Source organism: Dietzia timorensis, assembly GCF_001659785.1.
GTDB lineage: Bacteria > Actinomycetota > Actinomycetes > Mycobacteriales > Mycobacteriaceae > Dietzia > Dietzia timorensis.
Genome location: NZ_CP015961.1, coordinates 2,155,951 through 2,172,052 on the forward strand (window position 1 = coordinate 2,155,951; position 16,102 = coordinate 2,172,052).

Annotated in this window: 13 protein-coding genes and 1 tRNA gene; 2 read left to right on the top strand and 12 right to left on the bottom strand. The window is 64.6% G+C overall.

The window, feature by feature from the left end; all coding sequences use genetic code 11:
* Positions 1-96: 96 nt before the first annotated feature.
* The 7 genes from atpB to rho all read right to left on the bottom strand — a co-directional run bounded on the left by atpB (position 97) and on the right by rho (position 7,782).
* Positions 97-876: a F0F1 ATP synthase subunit A gene (gene atpB / locus BJL86_RS09905; RefSeq protein ID WP_067472035.1), complete on the bottom strand. Its 780-nt coding sequence runs from the start codon at positions 874-876 to the stop codon at positions 97-99.
* Positions 877-1,352: 476 nt separating this feature from the next.
* Positions 1,353-1,853, bottom strand: coding sequence for a hypothetical protein (locus BJL86_RS09910; protein WP_082908344.1), 501 nt, complete (start codon positions 1,851-1,853; stop codon positions 1,353-1,355).
* A gap of 6 nt (positions 1,854-1,859) precedes the next feature.
* Positions 1,860-3,065, bottom strand: a complete 1,206-nt coding sequence (locus tag BJL86_RS09915) for an MraY family glycosyltransferase (RefSeq protein WP_067472033.1) — start codon at positions 3,063-3,065, stop codon at positions 1,860-1,862.
* Positions 3,066-3,076: 11 nt separating this feature from the next.
* On the bottom strand, positions 3,077-3,730 hold the full coding sequence (locus BJL86_RS09920) for an L-threonylcarbamoyladenylate synthase (RefSeq protein WP_067472030.1): 654 nt from the start codon (positions 3,728-3,730) through the stop codon (positions 3,077-3,079).
* Positions 3,727-4,677 carry a peptide chain release factor N(5)-glutamine methyltransferase gene (gene prmC, locus BJL86_RS09925; RefSeq protein WP_067472027.1) on the bottom strand — a complete coding sequence of 317 codons (951 nt, stop codon included), beginning with the start codon at positions 4,675-4,677 and terminating at the stop codon, positions 3,727-3,729. The genes BJL86_RS09920 and prmC overlap by 4 nt, the downstream gene beginning before the upstream one ends.
* Before the next feature lie 33 nt (positions 4,678-4,710).
* Positions 4,711-5,787 (bottom strand): peptide chain release factor 1, encoded by a 1,077-nt coding sequence (gene prfA / locus BJL86_RS09930; RefSeq protein ID WP_067472024.1) that lies wholly within the window; start codon positions 5,785-5,787, stop codon positions 4,711-4,713.
* 6 nt (positions 5,788-5,793) lie between these two features.
* The gene (gene rho / locus BJL86_RS09935; RefSeq protein WP_067472021.1) at positions 5,794-7,782 is read right to left on the bottom strand and encodes a transcription termination factor Rho; all 1,989 of its coding nucleotides are present in this window, start codon (positions 7,780-7,782) and stop codon (positions 5,794-5,796) included.
* Positions 7,783-8,168: 386 nt separating this feature from the next.
* Here rho and BJL86_RS09940 point away from each other — a divergent pair, with 386 nt between their 5' ends.
* Positions 8,169-9,812: an AMP-binding protein gene (locus BJL86_RS09940; RefSeq protein WP_082908343.1), complete on the top strand. Its 1,644-nt coding sequence runs from the start codon at positions 8,169-8,171 to the stop codon at positions 9,810-9,812.
* A gap of 21 nt (positions 9,813-9,833) precedes the next feature.
* Here the strand turns inward: BJL86_RS09940 and thrB are convergent, their stop codons facing one another.
* The 4 genes from thrB to argS form a co-directional block, all read right to left on the bottom strand.
* Positions 9,834-10,787 carry a homoserine kinase gene (gene thrB, locus BJL86_RS09945; protein ID WP_067472019.1) on the bottom strand — a complete coding sequence of 318 codons (954 nt, stop codon included), beginning with the start codon at positions 10,785-10,787 and terminating at the stop codon, positions 9,834-9,836.
* Positions 10,788-10,854: 67 nt separating this feature from the next.
* The gene (locus tag BJL86_RS09950) at positions 10,855-12,162 is read right to left on the bottom strand and encodes a homoserine dehydrogenase (RefSeq protein WP_067472016.1); all 1,308 of its coding nucleotides are present in this window, start codon (positions 12,160-12,162) and stop codon (positions 10,855-10,857) included.
* A complete protein-coding gene (gene lysA, locus BJL86_RS09955) occupies positions 12,159-13,589 on the bottom strand; it encodes a diaminopimelate decarboxylase (protein WP_067472013.1) in 1,431 nt (476 codons plus the stop codon). The genes BJL86_RS09950 and lysA overlap by 4 nt, the downstream gene beginning before the upstream one ends.
* Positions 13,586-15,238 carry an arginine--tRNA ligase gene (argS, locus tag BJL86_RS09960; RefSeq protein WP_067472011.1) on the bottom strand — a complete coding sequence of 551 codons (1,653 nt, stop codon included), beginning with the start codon at positions 15,236-15,238 and terminating at the stop codon, positions 13,586-13,588. The genes lysA and argS overlap by 4 nt, the downstream gene beginning before the upstream one ends.
* Positions 15,239-15,434: 196 nt before the next feature.
* Between argS and BJL86_RS09965 the strand changes: the two genes are divergently transcribed.
* A tRNA-Arg gene (locus BJL86_RS09965) sits at positions 15,435-15,510 on the top strand.
* A gap of 83 nt (positions 15,511-15,593) precedes the next feature.
* Here BJL86_RS09965 and BJL86_RS09970 read toward each other — a convergent pair.
* Positions 15,594-16,082: a MarR family winged helix-turn-helix transcriptional regulator gene (locus BJL86_RS09970; RefSeq protein ID WP_067472008.1), complete on the bottom strand. Its 489-nt coding sequence runs from the start codon at positions 16,080-16,082 to the stop codon at positions 15,594-15,596.
* Positions 16,083-16,102 lie beyond the last annotated feature (20 nt).

Below are 16,102 nucleotides of genomic sequence, written 5' to 3' on the forward strand. Positions count from 1 at the left end.
CGGTCAGGTCTTGTGGTGGTTTGTGGTGGGCAGGTGGTCTATTGCTCGTGACGACCGGGAAGCGGAGCTGATCCGCCTCGACCGGAGATCACAAGGTCAGTGGCTGTCCGCGTGGATCGCTTGCTCGATGTACACGGCGGTCAGAAGCGCGAAGATGTACGCCTGCAGGAACACGATGAGGAGCTCGAACATCATGAATGCGACGCTGACCGCGAAGGTCACCAAGCTGACTGCGCTCCAACCGCTGAACTGCCAGAAGAAGAAGTTCGTGGCGGAGAAGAGCAGGACAAGCATGATGTGGCCGGCAAGCATGTTCGCCATGAGACGAATGGTGAGCGTTGCCGGACGAAGAACGAAGGTCGAGAAGAACTCGATCGGCACGACCAGGAAGTGCATCGGCAACGGCAGGTTGGGCACCACGATCGACTTACCGATGAAGCTGAAGAATCCGTACTTCTTGGCGCCTGCGTATACGAAGGCGATGTAAGCAACAACTGCCAGCACCAGCGGCATCCCGATTCTCGCGTTTGGCGAGATATTCAGGAACGGGATGATGGAAGGCAAGTTGCTCGCCAAGACGATGAAGAAGATGGTCGCGACAATCGGCAAGAAGCGGTAGCCCTCCTTCTTGCCGATGATCTCTTCGACGATGTTGATGCGAACGAAGTCGATCGCGATCTCGGCGACGTTCTGCACGCCACGCGGAACGATCTTCGCGCCACGCATAGCGAAGAAGAAGAACAAAGCCACCAGCACGGTCATCAGCAGGCGGATGAGCATGAGCCGATCTAGCTCAAACGGCGTTCCGCCAAATAAGACCGTCGCAGGGAAAAAGTCGTCCAACGTTGGGGCGTGAAATTCGCCCTTGAATGCCAGCGTTGTGGTGCTCAGCGTTCTCTCCCCTACTCGGGCCGCCTAATAGCTGCGGTGCGATTTGTCATTCCGTGCCGTGAGACGCCCAGTTGGCGCACACAGGCCAATGCCCGGGCTGCTTGAATCTATATAAAAGACGTGCAAGCGGCCCGTTTTGACACCGTAGAGAATCCTAACAAAGTCGATAACAGTTTGGATAACGACCCCCGGGATTTGGCCGGATTTTAGCGATTGAGTGCCACGAACCAGCACTATGCATGGTACTAGCCAGTAATATACGGCCAGCTTCGACGATGCGAGCGAAAAGGTTTCCTGCGCAGCTACTTCTGAAGAGTCACACACCACGAAACCGCATACCATCCCGGCCGCGTGGAGAGCTCCGTGCTCGAATAACCGCCCAATGCGTCAACGCAGCGTAGATGCAGCCCGGCCAGGATGTTTCGGAGGGTCTTACGGCTAAGGCTGGACCACCGGGTGGCTTACCGGAAAATATCTGGCTCCACGGCAGGCGCCTTAGCCTTCACGATAGTCCAGGTCTCAAGCGCCAAGACCACGATAAGGGAAAGCACCATGGTGATCACGAGCGCCGGTCGCGAATAGAAGTCGAAATCGCGGATGACGAAAACCACGCCGAGAACAATGAGCAACTTGAGGAGCCAAGTACCCATGAGGACCGCACCCATCGTCGTCGCCGGCGACTTCGCCGTCGCGAGTGTGGTGATCGCCGTCGTCAACACGAAAAAGCCGCCAATCGCGGCGCCGACCAAGGCTCCCCAGATGCCCGAGGTTCCGTCTCCCAGCATCCACACCACGACCGACAGCACGCTGAGCGCCAGCCAACCTGCGATGCCGACGTAGAGGGCTTTACGAAGGGCCACGGTATGCGCGCTGATGGCGAGTTCGCGGACCTCGCTCTCGGTCTGCGGCGCGCCATTTTGCTGCTCGCTCGACGGGTCCTGCGGGGCGGGCTCGTTAGTCATAGGGCTTCATTCTAATGTGGCGTCACTGCTTGTCGGCGGCCGGTTCAAAGATGAGCGCAGCCAGAGCGGTGTCGCGGTGAAGATGAGCACTACGAGGAACAGGATCCCGACGACCGGCAGGACGTACTTCGCCTCGAAAACGCTCAGCGATACCGCCCCGAACGCGAACAGGGCGACCCAGGCATAGATGACGATAGCGACGAGGGTCTGCGAGTGCCCAAGTTCGAGGAGCCTGTGGTGAAGATGCTTTCGGTCGGCGGAAAATGGGTGCTGACCGGCGCGCACACGACGAACGACCGCGAGGACGAGATCGAGGAGCGGAACGAATAGCGCCGCTCCGACGACTATGACCGGGGACAGCAGGACCAGCAGGTTCTGGGATCCGTACATCGATTGCGAGATTCGCCCCGAGACGTTGATGGACGCCGCAGCCAATATCAGGCCGATGAACATCGCGCCCGTGTCGCCCATGAAGATGCGGGCGGGATGGAAATTGTGGGGCAGGAAGCCGATGCAGGCGCCAGCTAGTACAGCAGTGATGAGCGCCGGCGGGTATGCCGACACTGCCCCGCCCTGCTGGAATAGAATCGCCACCGCGAACAGGCACAACGCCATGGCCACGATCGCGCCGATGCCGCCGGCCAGGCCATCGAGACCGTCGACGAAGTTGATCGCGTTGACGACGACGAGCGTGAACAACGCCGTGGCCACGCCGGCCTGCAACTGGTCGAGTACGAGGATGTTTCCGCCCCACGGCAGGTATACGAGGAACCACGTGACTCCACCGACGATGAGCACTCCGGCCGAGGCCATCTGCCCGACGAGTTTCGTCACGGCACCTAATTCGAGCGTGTCGTCGACGAACCCCAGGAGCACGATTACCGCCCCTGCTGCGACGACGACCTGCACATCCGACGTGAACGGCGGAAAGGCCCGGTTGAGCGCCGGCAGATTCGAGGCGAGGAACACAGCGACACAGAAGCCGGTGAAGATTCCGAGACCGCCGATTTGCGGTGTGGGGATGACGTGTACGTCCCGGCCCCGCGGATACTTCACTCCCCCGACCATGGGCGCGATCCCCTTCACCAGCCCGGTGACGAGGAAGGACACGAGCCCGGCGACAACCGCGATGAGAACGAGTTCGCGATACGGCACACCGGCGCCCCCGACGAAGCCGCCGGATTGCGCCAGCACGGTGGTGTCCAAGGGCATGAAAACCGCGTTTAACTCTGGAGGGACTGTGCGGGTACTTCGAGAGCCTCCGCGACGCGGTCGGTGGTGATCGCACCCTCGCGGACAATGCGCGGGGTGCCGTGGGTGAGGTCGACGATCGTCGAGGCCGTCCCGATGTCGGCGCCCCCGGATTCGAGGTACACCGCGACAGCCTCACCGAGCTGGGCCTTGGCTTCCGCGGCGTTCTGCGCCGGCGGCTGGCCGGACACGTTTGCGCTCGACACGGCCAGCGGTCCGGTCTCGCGCAGTAGCTCGATCGCCACCGGGTGCAGCGGCATCCGCAGCATTACGGTGCCCGCTGTGTGGCCGAGGTTCCAGGTGAGCGAGGGTGCCTGCGGCACGACGATCGACAGCCCGCCCGGCCAGAATGCGCGGATGAGCGTGCGCGCCTCCGCGCTCACGGAAGGCACGAGCCCGTCGATCGTGTCCCACGAGCCGACGAGCACGGGGACCGGCATGTCCGGGCCGCGGTGTTTCGCGGCGAGGAGCGCGTTGACCGCGTCTGGGTTGAACGGGTCCGCCGCGATCCCGTAGACGGTGTCCGTCGGCAAGACGGCGAGCCGCCCCGAGCGCAGCGTGTTGGCCGCCTGGGACAGGCCGACCTTTCGTCCGCTCTCCTCGCTGCAGTCATAGGTCAGACTCACCGCCCATGCTCCCTTCGCTGTTCGTGATTGAGTGGATCAGCGCCGTTCCAGCGCGTGTTCTCGGCGAAATCGCGTACGCGTACCGCCGTGACGAAACGGGGCCGACCGGCCAGGTCTCTATGCTGGTTTACCCTACCGAAGCCGCCGTGCCGACCGAGTATCTCGGTCACCGCGGCGCCGTTGGAGTCGTCGTGTTCGCATGCGAAGATCCCACCGTCCGCCAGTAGCCGCGCGGCCACGGGCACGAGACGTTCGATGACGTCGGTCCCCTCCGGCCCCGCAAACAGCGCGACCCCGGGCTCGTGGTCCGCGACCTCCGCCGGAAGGTCCGCGCCCGACGGGACGTAGGGCGGGTTGCTGAGCACGGCGCTCGCGCGGCCTGAGAGCTCGGGCAGCAGCGCGTCGTCGGTGGCATCGGCGGCGCACACGGTGACCGGGGTATCCCCCGCTTCCGCCCGTGTGGCGGCATTCCGACGCAACCACTCCAGGGCTAGCGAATCGGCTTCCACCGCGTACACCTGCGCGCTCGGCATCGCGTGGGCGACCTCGAGAGCGATGGTCCCGCTACCGGAACACAGGTCTATGACGACGGACGCGGCATCCTGCCCCGCCACCGGCGCCGGCATGGTTCTCAGCGCCCAGTCGATGAGGAGCTCGGTCTCCGGGCGTGGGATGAACACGCCCGGACCGACGGCCATGTCGAGGCGGCCGCTCACCGCGGTTCCCAGGATGTATTGCAGCGGCTCGTGGGATTCGGCGCGGTGACGGGCCCACGTGCGCGCCTGCTGCGCGCGCTCGGCGGGGACGTCCGCGAAGGCCAGGGCGGCACGCGAGGTGCCCAGCGCCTGCGAGAGTATCGTCGCAGCCTCCGCGGCCGCCGATTCGATCCCTCCCTGGGAAAGGCAGGAGGTGAGTTCGGCGAGAATGCTCGGTGCGTCCGGCGTCATACGTGTTGGTCCTGCGCTGAGGAACGAGGTGGCTTAGGCCTCTTGCATGCGCTCGGCGCGCTCGGATTCCCGCAGGGCGTCGACAAGGGCGCCCATCTCGCCGGCGAGAACCTGGTCGAGGTTGTTCGCCTTGTACCCGATGCGATGGTCGGCGATGCGGTTCTCGGGGAAGTTGTACGTGCGAATGCGCTCGGAGCGGTCCACGGTGCGGATCTGCGCGGCGCGCTCGTCCGCGGCCTCTGCAGCGGCGGCCTCCTCTTGCTGCTGCTGTAGGCGCGCGGCGAGCACCTCCATCGCGCGGGCCTTGTTCTGCAGCTGCGAGCGCTCGTTCTGACAGGTGACGACGATGCCGGTCGGTAGGTGGGTGAGGCGCACGGCCGAGTCGGTCGTGTTGACGCCCTGCCCACCCTTGCCGGAGGAACGGTAGACGTCGACGCGCAGGTCCGCGTCGTTGATCTCGATCTCCTCCGGCGCCTCGGCCTCCGGGAAAACCATGACCCCGGCGGCAGAGGTATGGATGCGACCCTGCGATTCGGTGACGGGCACACGCTGGACGCGGTGCACGCCACCCTCGAACTTGAGGTGCGCCCACACGCCGTCGCGCGAGGGCTCGCGCGCCTTGATGGAGAAGGTCGCGTCCTTGTAGCCGCCCATGTCGGACTCGGTGATGCCGAGCGTCTCGACCTTCCAGCCCTCCTTCTCGGCGTACTTGAGGTACATCCGAGCAAGGTCGGAGGCGAAAAGCGCGGACTCCTCGCCGCCGGCGCCCGGCTTGATCTCGAGCAGGATGTCGTCACCGTCGTGCGGGTCGCGCGGGGCGAGCAGGTCTGCGAGCTGCTCCTTGAGCTCGGCGACCTGCTCGCGCAGGCGCTCGGCCTCGTCCGCGAACGACTTGTCCTCGTGTGCGAGCTCCTCGGCGGCGGACAAATCGTCCTCGGCCGAGGTGAGCTCGTTGTGCACACCGACGACTGGGCCCAGCTCGGCGAAACGCTTGCCGACGCGACGGGCCTCGGCGGCGTTCTCATGGAGCGCGGGATCCGAGAGTTGCATCTCGAGGCCCTGGTACTCGGCGAGAACGTCGTCGATCGCTGAGGGTGACTTGCTGCTCACGTGTTCTTACTCCTCGTCCTGCGGCAGCGTCGGCGTGGTTTTCGACACCTGGAGCAGGAACTCGTAGTTGTTCTGAGTCTTGCGGAGCTGGCTCATGAGCAGATCGATGGCCTGCTGAGAGTCGAGCCCTGAGAGCACGCGACGCAGCTTGTGCATGATCTGCGCCTCTTCGTTGCTCATGAGCAATTCTTCCTTACGGGTGCCCGAGGGCCCGACATCGACCGCCGGGAACACGCGGCGCTCGGAGATCCGGCGGTCGAGCTTGAGCTCGGCATTGCCGGTGCCCTTGAACTCCTCGAAGATCACGGTGTCGCCCGCGGAACCGGTCTCCACCATCGCCGTGGCTATGATCGTGAGAGAGCCGCCGAACTCGATATTGCGGGCCGCACCGAGGAACCGCTTCGGCGGGTACAACGCGGTCGAGTCCACACCGCCGGAAAGGATGCGACCGGACGCCGGCGAGGAGTTGTTGTACGCGCGGCCGAGTCTGGTGATGGAGTCGAGCAGCACGACGACGTCCTGCCCTGCCTCCACCAGGCGCTTCGCCCGTTCGATGGCGAGCTCGGCCACCTGGGTGTGGTCTGACGGCGGACGATCGAACGTCGAGGCGATTACCTCGCCCTCGACCGAACGCTGCATATCCGTGACTTCCTCGGGGCGCTCGTCGACGAGCACGACCATGAGGTGGCATTCGGGGTTGTTGTGCGCGATCGCGTTCGCGATGTTCTGCAAGATCGTCGTCTTACCGGCCTTGGGCGGCGACACGATCAGCGCACGCTGGCCCTTGCCGATCGGCATGACCAGGTCGATCACACGCGTGGAGAGCTTCGTCTTCTCGGTCTCCAGGCGTAGGCGCTGGTTCGGGTAGAGCGGGGTGAGCTTGCCGAAGTCCGGGCGCGCCTTGGCTTCCTCGACCGTGCCGCCGTTGATGGAGTCGACGCGCACCAGCGGGTTGAACTTCTGGCGCTGATTGTTCTCCCCCTCGCGCGGCATGCGCACGGCACCGACGACCGCGTCACCGCGGCGCAGCCCGTTCTTGCGGACCATATTGATGGAGACGTAGACGTCGTTCTGCCCCGCCAGGTAGCCCGAGGTGCGCACGAACGCGTAATTATCGAGCACATCGAGAATGCCCGCGACGGGCTGCAGCACATCGCCTTCGCGAATCTCGCCCGAGTCGCCGTCGTTCCGATTGCGTCCGCGATCGCGGCGACGACGTCCACGGCGGCCACGACCGCCCTCGTCGTCCCGGTTATCGCGATTGTTGCCGCGGTTGTTGTTACCGCCGCCGTTGTTGTTGCCGCCGCCGTTGTTGTCGTCGGAATCGTTGCCGCGGTTGTTGTTACCGCCGCCGTTGTTATTTCCACCGCCGTTGTTGCGGTCGTTATTGTTGCGGTTCCGGTTGCGATTGCGGTTGCGGTTGCGGTTGTTGCCACGCCCCTGCTGATCGTCGCCGTCGTTGTGGCCGCCGTCGTGGTTTCCGCCGCCGTTGTCGCGATTGTTGTTGTCACGATTGTTGCGGTCGCCGCCGTCGTTGTGGCCGCCGCCGCCATTGTCGCGGTCGCCGCGATCCTTGCGGTTGCCGCGGCTCTTGTCGCGATCGCCGCCCTTGTCGCCGCTGCGGTCCTCGTCGTCGCGCTGCGTCGTGCCGTCCTGCGCCTTCGCGCTTCCCTGCTCCGCGCCTATGACAGCGGAGTCCAGCGTTTGCTGGTCGGGCGCACCTGCACCGCGCGAAACCCTGCGCGAGCGGCGGCCGCTTTCGGCGCCGTCCTGCGAATCGGCACGTCCGCCGTCATCGGAAGGGTTGTTCTTTGCGGCGGGAGCCGACGACGTCGGCGGGCCGGAGTTCCCGCGTGCCGAGTTGATCAAGGCGACGAGCTCGCCCTTGCGCTTACCCGAGAGGCTCTTGAGGCCGAGCTGCTGCGCGAGGGCCTTGAGCTCGGGAAGGCGCAAGGTGCTGATATCGGTTGATTTAGAGGTTTCCGCTGAAGTCACGGAGGTCCTTTCTTTACCGGGAAACGGGAATACCCGCCTGGTGCAGTGGCGATGCCACTCGGTAATCCGGTCGCTAGAGGACCGATAAGTCTGTGGAGGTGCATACCGACCGATGAACGTACGTAGGACCACACGCCGATAACGGCTGAATCGAACGTAGCTGTGGAATCGATTCCCGAACCGCTTCGCTCGCGCACTCTCGGGAACAAGCCACGACCGGAGGAAGCAGACGAACACGGATTTGAAGAATCCGCGTCAGATGTCGATATGCGTTCCTTATCGTACGCGAGATCGCGCCATTAGACTATTCCGCCCCCAGAGCGTGTCCACTCACCTACTAATGTAGGTGGGCACACGAAAGTTTCGCGCACAGGAAGGCGGGCCAGGTGAAGCTACGCAGCACGATGATGGCGTCCCCGCTCAACATCGCGCGAATCCTCTCGCACGGGGCCTCCCGCAATCACGCGTCGGTTGTCACTGAGGTCCACCCCGACGACACCCAGAACAGAGCGACGTTCGCCGAAGTAGGGCACCGCTGCGCTGCCCTCTCCGCCGCGCTGGAAAAGCTCGGGATCGGCGAGGGGGACGCCGTCGGGATGATGTTGTCCAACCGTTTCGAATCGTTCGAGCTGATGCTCGCCGTACCGGCGATGGGCGCGGTGATTCACCCCATCAACGTGCAGCTGAGCCAGTCGATGATCCTCGCGACCATCGGGGCTATCGACGAGTCCGTGCTGGTGACGGGCCCGGGCGCACTTGAATATCTCGCAAGGCACCACAAGCGTTTCCCCGCACTTCGCCACGTGATCCTCATCGGCGGCGACGTAGAGGACGTCGAGCCCGAGGGATGGGAAGGCGTGTCCGTGCACTCGTACGAGCAACTTCTCGACGGGATGCCTTCGCACCGCGAGTGGCCCGATATCGACGAAAATGCCCCGGCGGTCGTATGCCACACGTCCGGCACGACCGGGATGCCGAAGTCCGTGGTCTACTCGCATCGTGCGATCTACCTCCACGCGATGAGCATGGGCGCGGCAGATGGGATGGCGATCACGGCGCGGGACACGGTGTTGTCGATGGTGCCGTTGTTCCATGTGATGGGTTGGGGAATCCCTTACGCGACGATGATGTTCGGCAACGACCTTGTCCTGGCGCGATCGACCTCAGCAGAGACCGGTTCGCAGACGGCTGCGCTTGAACGTGGCGTCTCGGCGACCCAGCCCACGGTCATCGCCTGTACCCCGGTGCACTTCGCGGCTTTCCTTCGTGCGATCGACGAGCACAGGGACTTCCTCGACAACCTCGACCGCGTGATCCTTGGAGGCTCCTCGGTGCCCACTGCACTCTCCGACAAGATCTCCGCGGATTACGACTTCCACCTCATCCATGCGTGGGGCATGACCGAGACCGGCCCCCTGGGTACCGCCTCGAACACGCTTCACGGCGGGCATCCGATGTCCCAGGGCCGCTTCAACGCGCAGATGTTCGCGCGCGTCATCGATCTCAGCGGTACCCCGCTGCGCGGTCAAACCGGGTTCGGCGAGCTCGAGGTTGCGGGGCCCTATGTGACAGGCAGCTATTTCAATGCCGACCCGGAGCAGGACAAAAGCTTCGACGACGGCTGGTTTCGTACCGGGGACATCGCCCACGTCACCGACGACGGCTATCTCACCATCATCGATCGCCTGGCCGACGCGATCTTGTCCGGCGGCGAATGGATCTCCTCTGTCGAGCTCGAGAATGCGGTGATGGAGCTGCCCGAGGTTGCCGAGGCGGCCTGCATCGGGGTGCCGGACTCCTATTGGGGACAGCGCCCTTTGTGCGTGGTGACGATGCATCCGTGGGCAGATCCTGCCACCGCGGAAGGACTGTACGCCGAGCTCACATCGGTGCCGGAATGGAAACGGCCCGACCATTGGGCATTTCTCGCCGAAATCCCACGAACCAGCGTCGGGAAATTCGACAAGCGGACTCTGCGACGATGGTATGCGCAGGGACGCTTCGAGGTCAGCTCGACCAGCCGGAGCTAGCCTCGCCGGCAGATCGACGCCCTACTTTGCCCGCGCGCCCTCGGCGACCGGCAGGTCAAGCAGTTTCCAGCCGCGCGACTCGGCGTCCGAGCGAAGCGTAGCGGTGAGATCGCCGGTGTGTAGGCACAAAGTGGTGGGCCCCGCACCCGATACCGCAGCGGCGAAACCGCGACCACGCAGCAACGCAATCAGCTCGGTGGTCTGTTCCAGCGCCGGGGCACGGTAACCCTGGTGGAGGCGATCCTCGGTAGCGGCGAGAAGAAACTCGGGCCGGCTCAAAGCGACGGTGAGCAGCGCCGCGCGGCTCGCGTTGAAGGCCGCATCCGCGTGCGGCACCTTTGCCGGCAGCAGCCCTCGCGTCTCGGCGGTCGAGGACGAGAATTCCGGGACGAACACAGTAGTCCGCAGCTCTTCAGAGGTCGGCACTCGCACCGCGCGGTACCGCGGCGAATGCCCCGACTCGGCCTCGGTCCACGCTACAACTGCGCCGCCCAGCACCGCGGCGGCGGCATTATCCGGGTGGCCTTCGAATTCGCTGGAAAGCTGGACCAGCCGTTCGTCGTCGAGTGCGTTATCCGCCAGTGCGTTGGCCGCGACGAGTCCGCCCACAGCGGCTGACGCCGAGCTTCCGAGACCGCGAGAGTGCGGGATGGAATTCTCGCATTCGATCTCAAGCCCTCGCGCGCCGATGCCCGCTGCCCTGAGTCCGCCTTCGAGTGCCTTGTAGACCAGGTGCGAGGAATCGAGCGGGACCGTCGACTCCCCCTCTCCCGAGACGTGCAGAACGAGACCGCCCGAGGTGGTGCGGACGTGAATCGTGTCATACAGCCCGAGAGCCATCCCGAGAGTGTCGAACCCGGGGCCAAGGTTCGCCGTCGACGCGGGAACGGACACCGTGACCTCTCGTCCTGCGGGCAACACCTGTCCCCCGGACGCACCGAGGACCTCGGGGTAGGCCGCTTCTCCTGCCGGCATCGACACTCCTTTTCTCGCAGGCCCCTTCACCAGGCCGGCCCGAACACTTTGAACGCTCCGAACGAGGCTACTGGTCTTCACCTTCGAGACGGATGACGCTGACGATCTCGCGCACCGAATCCATCTCACTCAGCGCGGACACGGTCGCCGCGAGGTCGCGCTCCGCCGCGCGGTGGGTCAACACGACGAGCTCGGCACCCTGTTCGCTTTCGGTCTGGCGGACCTGTGCGATGGAAACCCCGTGGTTCGAGAATTCGGCGGCGACCTGGGAGAGCACGCCGGCGCGGTCGTGAACGCTCATCGACACGTGGTACCTGGTGACCACGTCATCGATGGTCGCCACGGGAAGCGCGCGATAGGTCGACTCGCCCGGCGCACGCCCGCCCATCACCTTGTTGCGGGCGGCAGCAACGAGGTCACCGAGCACCGCCGAGGCCGTCGGAGCACCGCCGGCGCCCTGGCCGTAGAACATCAGCCGCCCGGCGGCCTCGGCCTCCACGACCACGGCGTTGTAGGCACCGTCGACGGAGGCGAGTGGGTGGCCGAGCGGGATCAGCGCCGGGTACACGCGCGCAGACACCGCTTCGGTGCCATCGGATCGACGCACCTTCTCACACAGCGCGAGCAACTTGATGGTGCATTCCATGTGGCGCGCCGATTCGAATTGCGCAGGGGTGATCGCCGATATGCCCTCGCGGTAGACGTCCTTCGCCGTCACACGCGAATGGAAGGCGATCGAGGCGAGGATGGCGGCCTTCGCGGCGGCATCGTAGCCCTCGACGTCTGCCGTCGGATCGGCTTCGGCGTAGCCGAGGCGCGAGGCCTCCGCGAGGGTCTCGGAGTAGGCGGCCCCCGTCGAATCCATCTCCGACAGGATGAAGTTGGTGGTGCCGTTGACGATGCCGACGACCCGTTCGACCTGGTCCCCCGCCATCGAGCGACGAAGGGGCCCGAGCACCGGGATTGCTCCGGCGACCGCGGCTTCGAAGTACAGATCCGACTCGGTCGAATCCGCAGCCTCTGCCAGCTCGTCGGTGTATTCGGCCAACAGCGCCTTGTTCGCGGTGACGACTGCTTTCCCCGCGTTCAGAGCGCCGATGAGCAGCGGCTTCGCGATATCGATTCCGCCCATGACCTCGACGACCACGTCGACGTCCTCGCGCAGGGTGAGGCTCACCGGGTCATCGGTGAGAAGGGACGAATCGACGCCGCGATCCTTGCTGGTGTCGCGCACCGCGATTCCGCGGAGTTCCAATGGCGCGCCAATTCGTGCCGCCAGCTCGTCGCCGTTGGTCTCCATGTAACGGAGGACTTCCGTGCCCACCGTGCCCATACCGACCAGGGCCACACCGACAGGACGCTTGGCATCACTCATGGATTCTCCACCTCGTCAACTTCCAGACCGATGAGGTCATCAAAGGTCTCTCGTCGCAATACAAGCCGCGCCTTACCGTCGCGGACGGCGATAAGGGCGGGTCGGCCTACCAGGTTATAACGACTCGACATCGAATAGCAGTACGCGCCGGTAGCGGCCACCGCTACGAGATCGCCACGCCCGACGTCACTGGGCAGCCAGAGATCCCGAACCACGACGTCGCCGCTCTCACAGTGCTTCCCCACCAGCCGCGATACCACAGGCGGCGCCTCGGACGCGCGGCCCACCAGGCTTGCCGTGTACGACGCATCGTATAGCGCCGTGCGAACGTTGTCGCTCATTCCCCCGTCGACGGACAGGTAACGGCGCTGCTGCCCATCGGACAGCTCGACGTCCTTGACCGCCCCGATCTCGTACAGCGTGACCGTACCAGGGCCGGCAATGGCGCGGCCTGGCTCGACGACAACCGTCGGGAAGTCGATTCCGGCGTCGGCGCACTGCTTCTCTACGTTCTCCACGAGCATGTCTGCGAGCTCGGACACCGCCGGCGGATTGTCCGTCGGAACGTAGCTGATGCCCAACCCACCGCCGAGGTCGACGGTCGTGATGTTGCCCAGCGCATCGGCGCCGAACTCGTCGCGGATCTCCTCCATCAACCCGACTACGCGCCGCGCGGCGAGCTCGAAACCGTCGAACTCGAAAATCTGCGAGCCGATGTGGCTGTGCAGACCGGTGAGCGCGAGGTTCTTTGCCTCCAGCGTGGAACCGGCGGCGGCGAGCGCCTTTCCACCCGCCAGGGAGAACCCGAATTTCTGGTCCTCATGCGCCGTGGCGATGAACTCGTGGGTATGCGCCTCGACGCCAACCGTCACGCGCAGGAAAACCTCCTGGATGACGTCGTGCTCTCGTGCAATCTCGTCGAGGAGGGTGATCTCGTCGGGCGCGTCGAGCACGATGTGGCCGACGCCGCTGCGGACCGCGAGCTCCAGCTCGGCGCGCGACTTGTTGTTGCCGTGCATCGTGATGCGCTCGGGCGGGAAATCGGCGCGCAGGGCAATGGCGAGCTCGCCTCCGGAGGCGACGTCGAGGGAGAGCCCTTCGTCCTTGATCCACCGCGCGATCTCGGTGCACAGGAACGCCTTCGAGGCGTAGTGCACCCGCTCGCCTCCGCCGAAAGCCTCGGCGAGTTCACGGCATCGCGAACGGAAGTCGTCCTCGTCGACGACGAACAGCGGGGTGCCGTATTCCTTCGCCAGATCGTTGACGTCGAGGCCCGCGATCGTCACGGCGCCGCCGGCATCGCGTGCGGCGTTCTTCGGCCACACCCTGGCGTCGAGCGCCATGAGCGTGTCGGAGTCCTCAGGCCGCTCTCCGATCGAGGGCGCGTGCGGGTATTCGTGGCGCGGCCCCGCCGGGTGCGCGCTCACATCCGCTCCGGTGCGGAGACGCCGATGAGGCCAAGCCCGTTGGACAGCGTTTGGCGAGCCGCCTGGCACAGCGCAAGCCGCGCCGTGTGCAGCGGGCCGGGTTCCTCGTCGCCCTGCGGCAAGACGCGGACATGGTCGTAGAAACGGTGGTACGACGCAGCCAGCTCTTCGAGGAAACGGGAGATGCGGTGCGGCTCGCGCAGTTCGGACGCGGTCGCGACGACGCGCGGGAACTCGGCGATCGTGCGGATGAGCTTGCCCTCGTACTCGTCGGTGAGCAGCGAAGTGTCCGCGCCCTCGGTGGACACACCCAGTGCTTCGGCATTTCGAGCTAGCGAGCACAGCCGAGCGTGGGCGTACTGCACGTAGTACACGGGGTTGTCGCTCGTCGCAGAGGCCCACAGTTCGAGGTCGATGTCCATCGTGTTGTCGACCGACGACCGGATCAGCGCATACCTGGAGGCATCGACGCCGATGGCCTCGACCAGATCGTCGAGAGTGATTACCGTTCCGGCGCGCTTGGACATCCGGACCGGCTTGCCGTCGCGCACGAGGCTCACCATCTGCCCGATGAGCACCTCGATGGTGTTCGGGTCGTCCCCGAGGGCGGCTGCCGCTGCCTTGAGCCGTGCGATGTAGCCGTGGTGATCGGCGCCGAGCATGTAGATGGCCAGATCGAAGCCGCGGGAGCGCTTGTCCTGGAAGTACGCGATGTCGCCGGCGATATACGCCGCGTCGCCATCTGACTTGATGACGACACGGTCCTTGTCGTCGCCGAAGTCGGTCGAGCGTAGCCACCACGCGCCATCGGACTCGTAGAGGTTGCCGTTGCTCTTGAGCGTCTCGATCGCCTTGTCTACCTGCCCGGAGTCGAACATCGAATTCTCGTGGGTGTAGACGTCGAAGACAGTGCCGAATTCAGCGAGCGTCGACTTGATGTGGTCGAACATCAAATCGACACCCTTCGCTCGGAAGGTCTCGTTCTGCTCGGCGTCGTCGAGCTCAAGCGCGTTCGGGTAGGCCGCGAGCACCGACTGGGCGATCTCGTGGATGTACTCTCCGGCGTAGCCGTCCTCGGGCGCCTCTTCCCCCTTCGCCGAGGCGATGAGGGACCGGGTGAACCGGTCGATCTGCGCGCCGTGATCATTGAAATAGTATTCGCGGGTGACATCTGCGCCCTGCGCGGCGAGAATACGTCCGAGCGCGTCGCCGACAGCCGCCCAGCGGGTTCCGCCGAGGTGGATAGGCCCGGTCGGGTTCGCGGATACGAACTCGAGGTTGATTTTCTGCCCCGCCAAAGAATCGCCACGACCGAACGACTCTCCCTCCGTGAGGACGAGGTCGACGAGCTTGCCCTGTGAGCCCTTGTCTACGCGAACATTGATAAACCCGGGACCGGCGATCTCCGCCGAAGACACACCGTCGCCCTTCGCCAGCGCGGACGCGATCTCCTCGGCGAACTCTCGCGGGTTTGCGCCGATCTTCTTCGCCAACTGCAACGCGATATTGGTGGCGTAGTCACCGTGCTCGGGGTTTCGTGGTCGCTCGACAGTGACATCGTCCGGAACGACGGCGACATCTGCACCGCGCCCGGAAACGAGGTCCAGGACGGTTTGACGTATGACGAGGGAAAGTTCAGCTGGGGTCACGGTGTTACATCCTATTGGTTGTTCGACTGTTTTCGCTGCCCGGGTCGAACCCGCGCCAAGCGCAGATTCTTTTCGCCCGGCATCAAGCGAATTGCGTGACGGCCAAGTGGGTTTGCGCGGCGTGCGGTGCTACAGTTGCGTTGCGCCGATGGCCGGTCCCTGGCAACGATGTTGCGGATCGGCCACTGCTGTGCCCGCCCTCGTAGCTCAGGGGATAGAGCGTTGGTTTCCGGTACCAAAGGTCAGGGGTTCGAATCCCTTCGGGGGCACCATTTTCATTTCATCAGAGCTGGTGATCGTTGCTCTGAGTTCCTAGCGCGTCGCGTCGCCGGTGGTGAATTCGCCGAGCAGCCGCTTACGCGCAGTCGCTTGGCAGGACGATGCCCTCCGTGCTGCCGACCTTGCCGATGACCCGCTCGAACACTTTGCTCAAGGTGTCCAGTTCTTCGTCGTTGAGATCGTCGATGAACAGCGAACGCACCTGCTCGACGTGCTGGGGCGCCGATGCTTCTATCGCCTTCTGCCCTGCCGTGGTGAGCGCGATCATGGTTCCCCGACCGTCGGTCTCGCAGGCGGTCTTCGCAACGAGTCCACGCTTTTCCATTCGGCGCACCTGGTGGGACACTCGGCTCCTGTCCCAGCCGAGCTTGGTGCCCACTTCGCGTGCGCGAAGTCCGTCGGCTTCGGCCTCCGAGAGCGTCACCAATACGCTGTAATCCGCCAAGGACAGTCCCGCATCTCGCTCGAGCTGTCGATCGATTGCGAGATCCATGAGCTGCTGGAACTGAAGCGTCTTGCGCCAGAGGTTTTGCTCATCATCGTTGAGCCAACGGACATCGTTCATACCTTCATGTTAGGTAAAAA

Coding starts and splice junctions, on each gene's coding strand:
- BJL86_RS09910 (WP_082908344.1), bottom strand. CDS start 1,853: ATGACTAACGAGCCCGCCCCGCAGGACCCGTCGAGCGAGCAGCAAAAT.
- BJL86_RS09915 (WP_067472033.1), bottom strand. CDS start 3,065: ATGCCCTTGGACACCACCGTGCTGGCGCAATCCGGCGGCTTCGTCGGG.
- prmC (WP_067472027.1), bottom strand. CDS start 4,677: ATGACGCCGGACGCACCGAGCATTCTCGCCGAACTCACCTCCTGCCTT.
- thrB (WP_067472019.1), bottom strand. CDS start 10,787: ATGCCGGCAGGAGAAGCGGCCTACCCCGAGGTCCTCGGTGCGTCCGGG.
- BJL86_RS09950 (WP_067472016.1), bottom strand. CDS start 12,162: ATGAGTGATGCCAAGCGTCCTGTCGGTGTGGCCCTGGTCGGTATGGGC.
- BJL86_RS09970 (WP_067472008.1), bottom strand. CDS start 16,082: ATGAACGATGTCCGTTGGCTCAACGATGATGAGCAAAACCTCTGGCGC.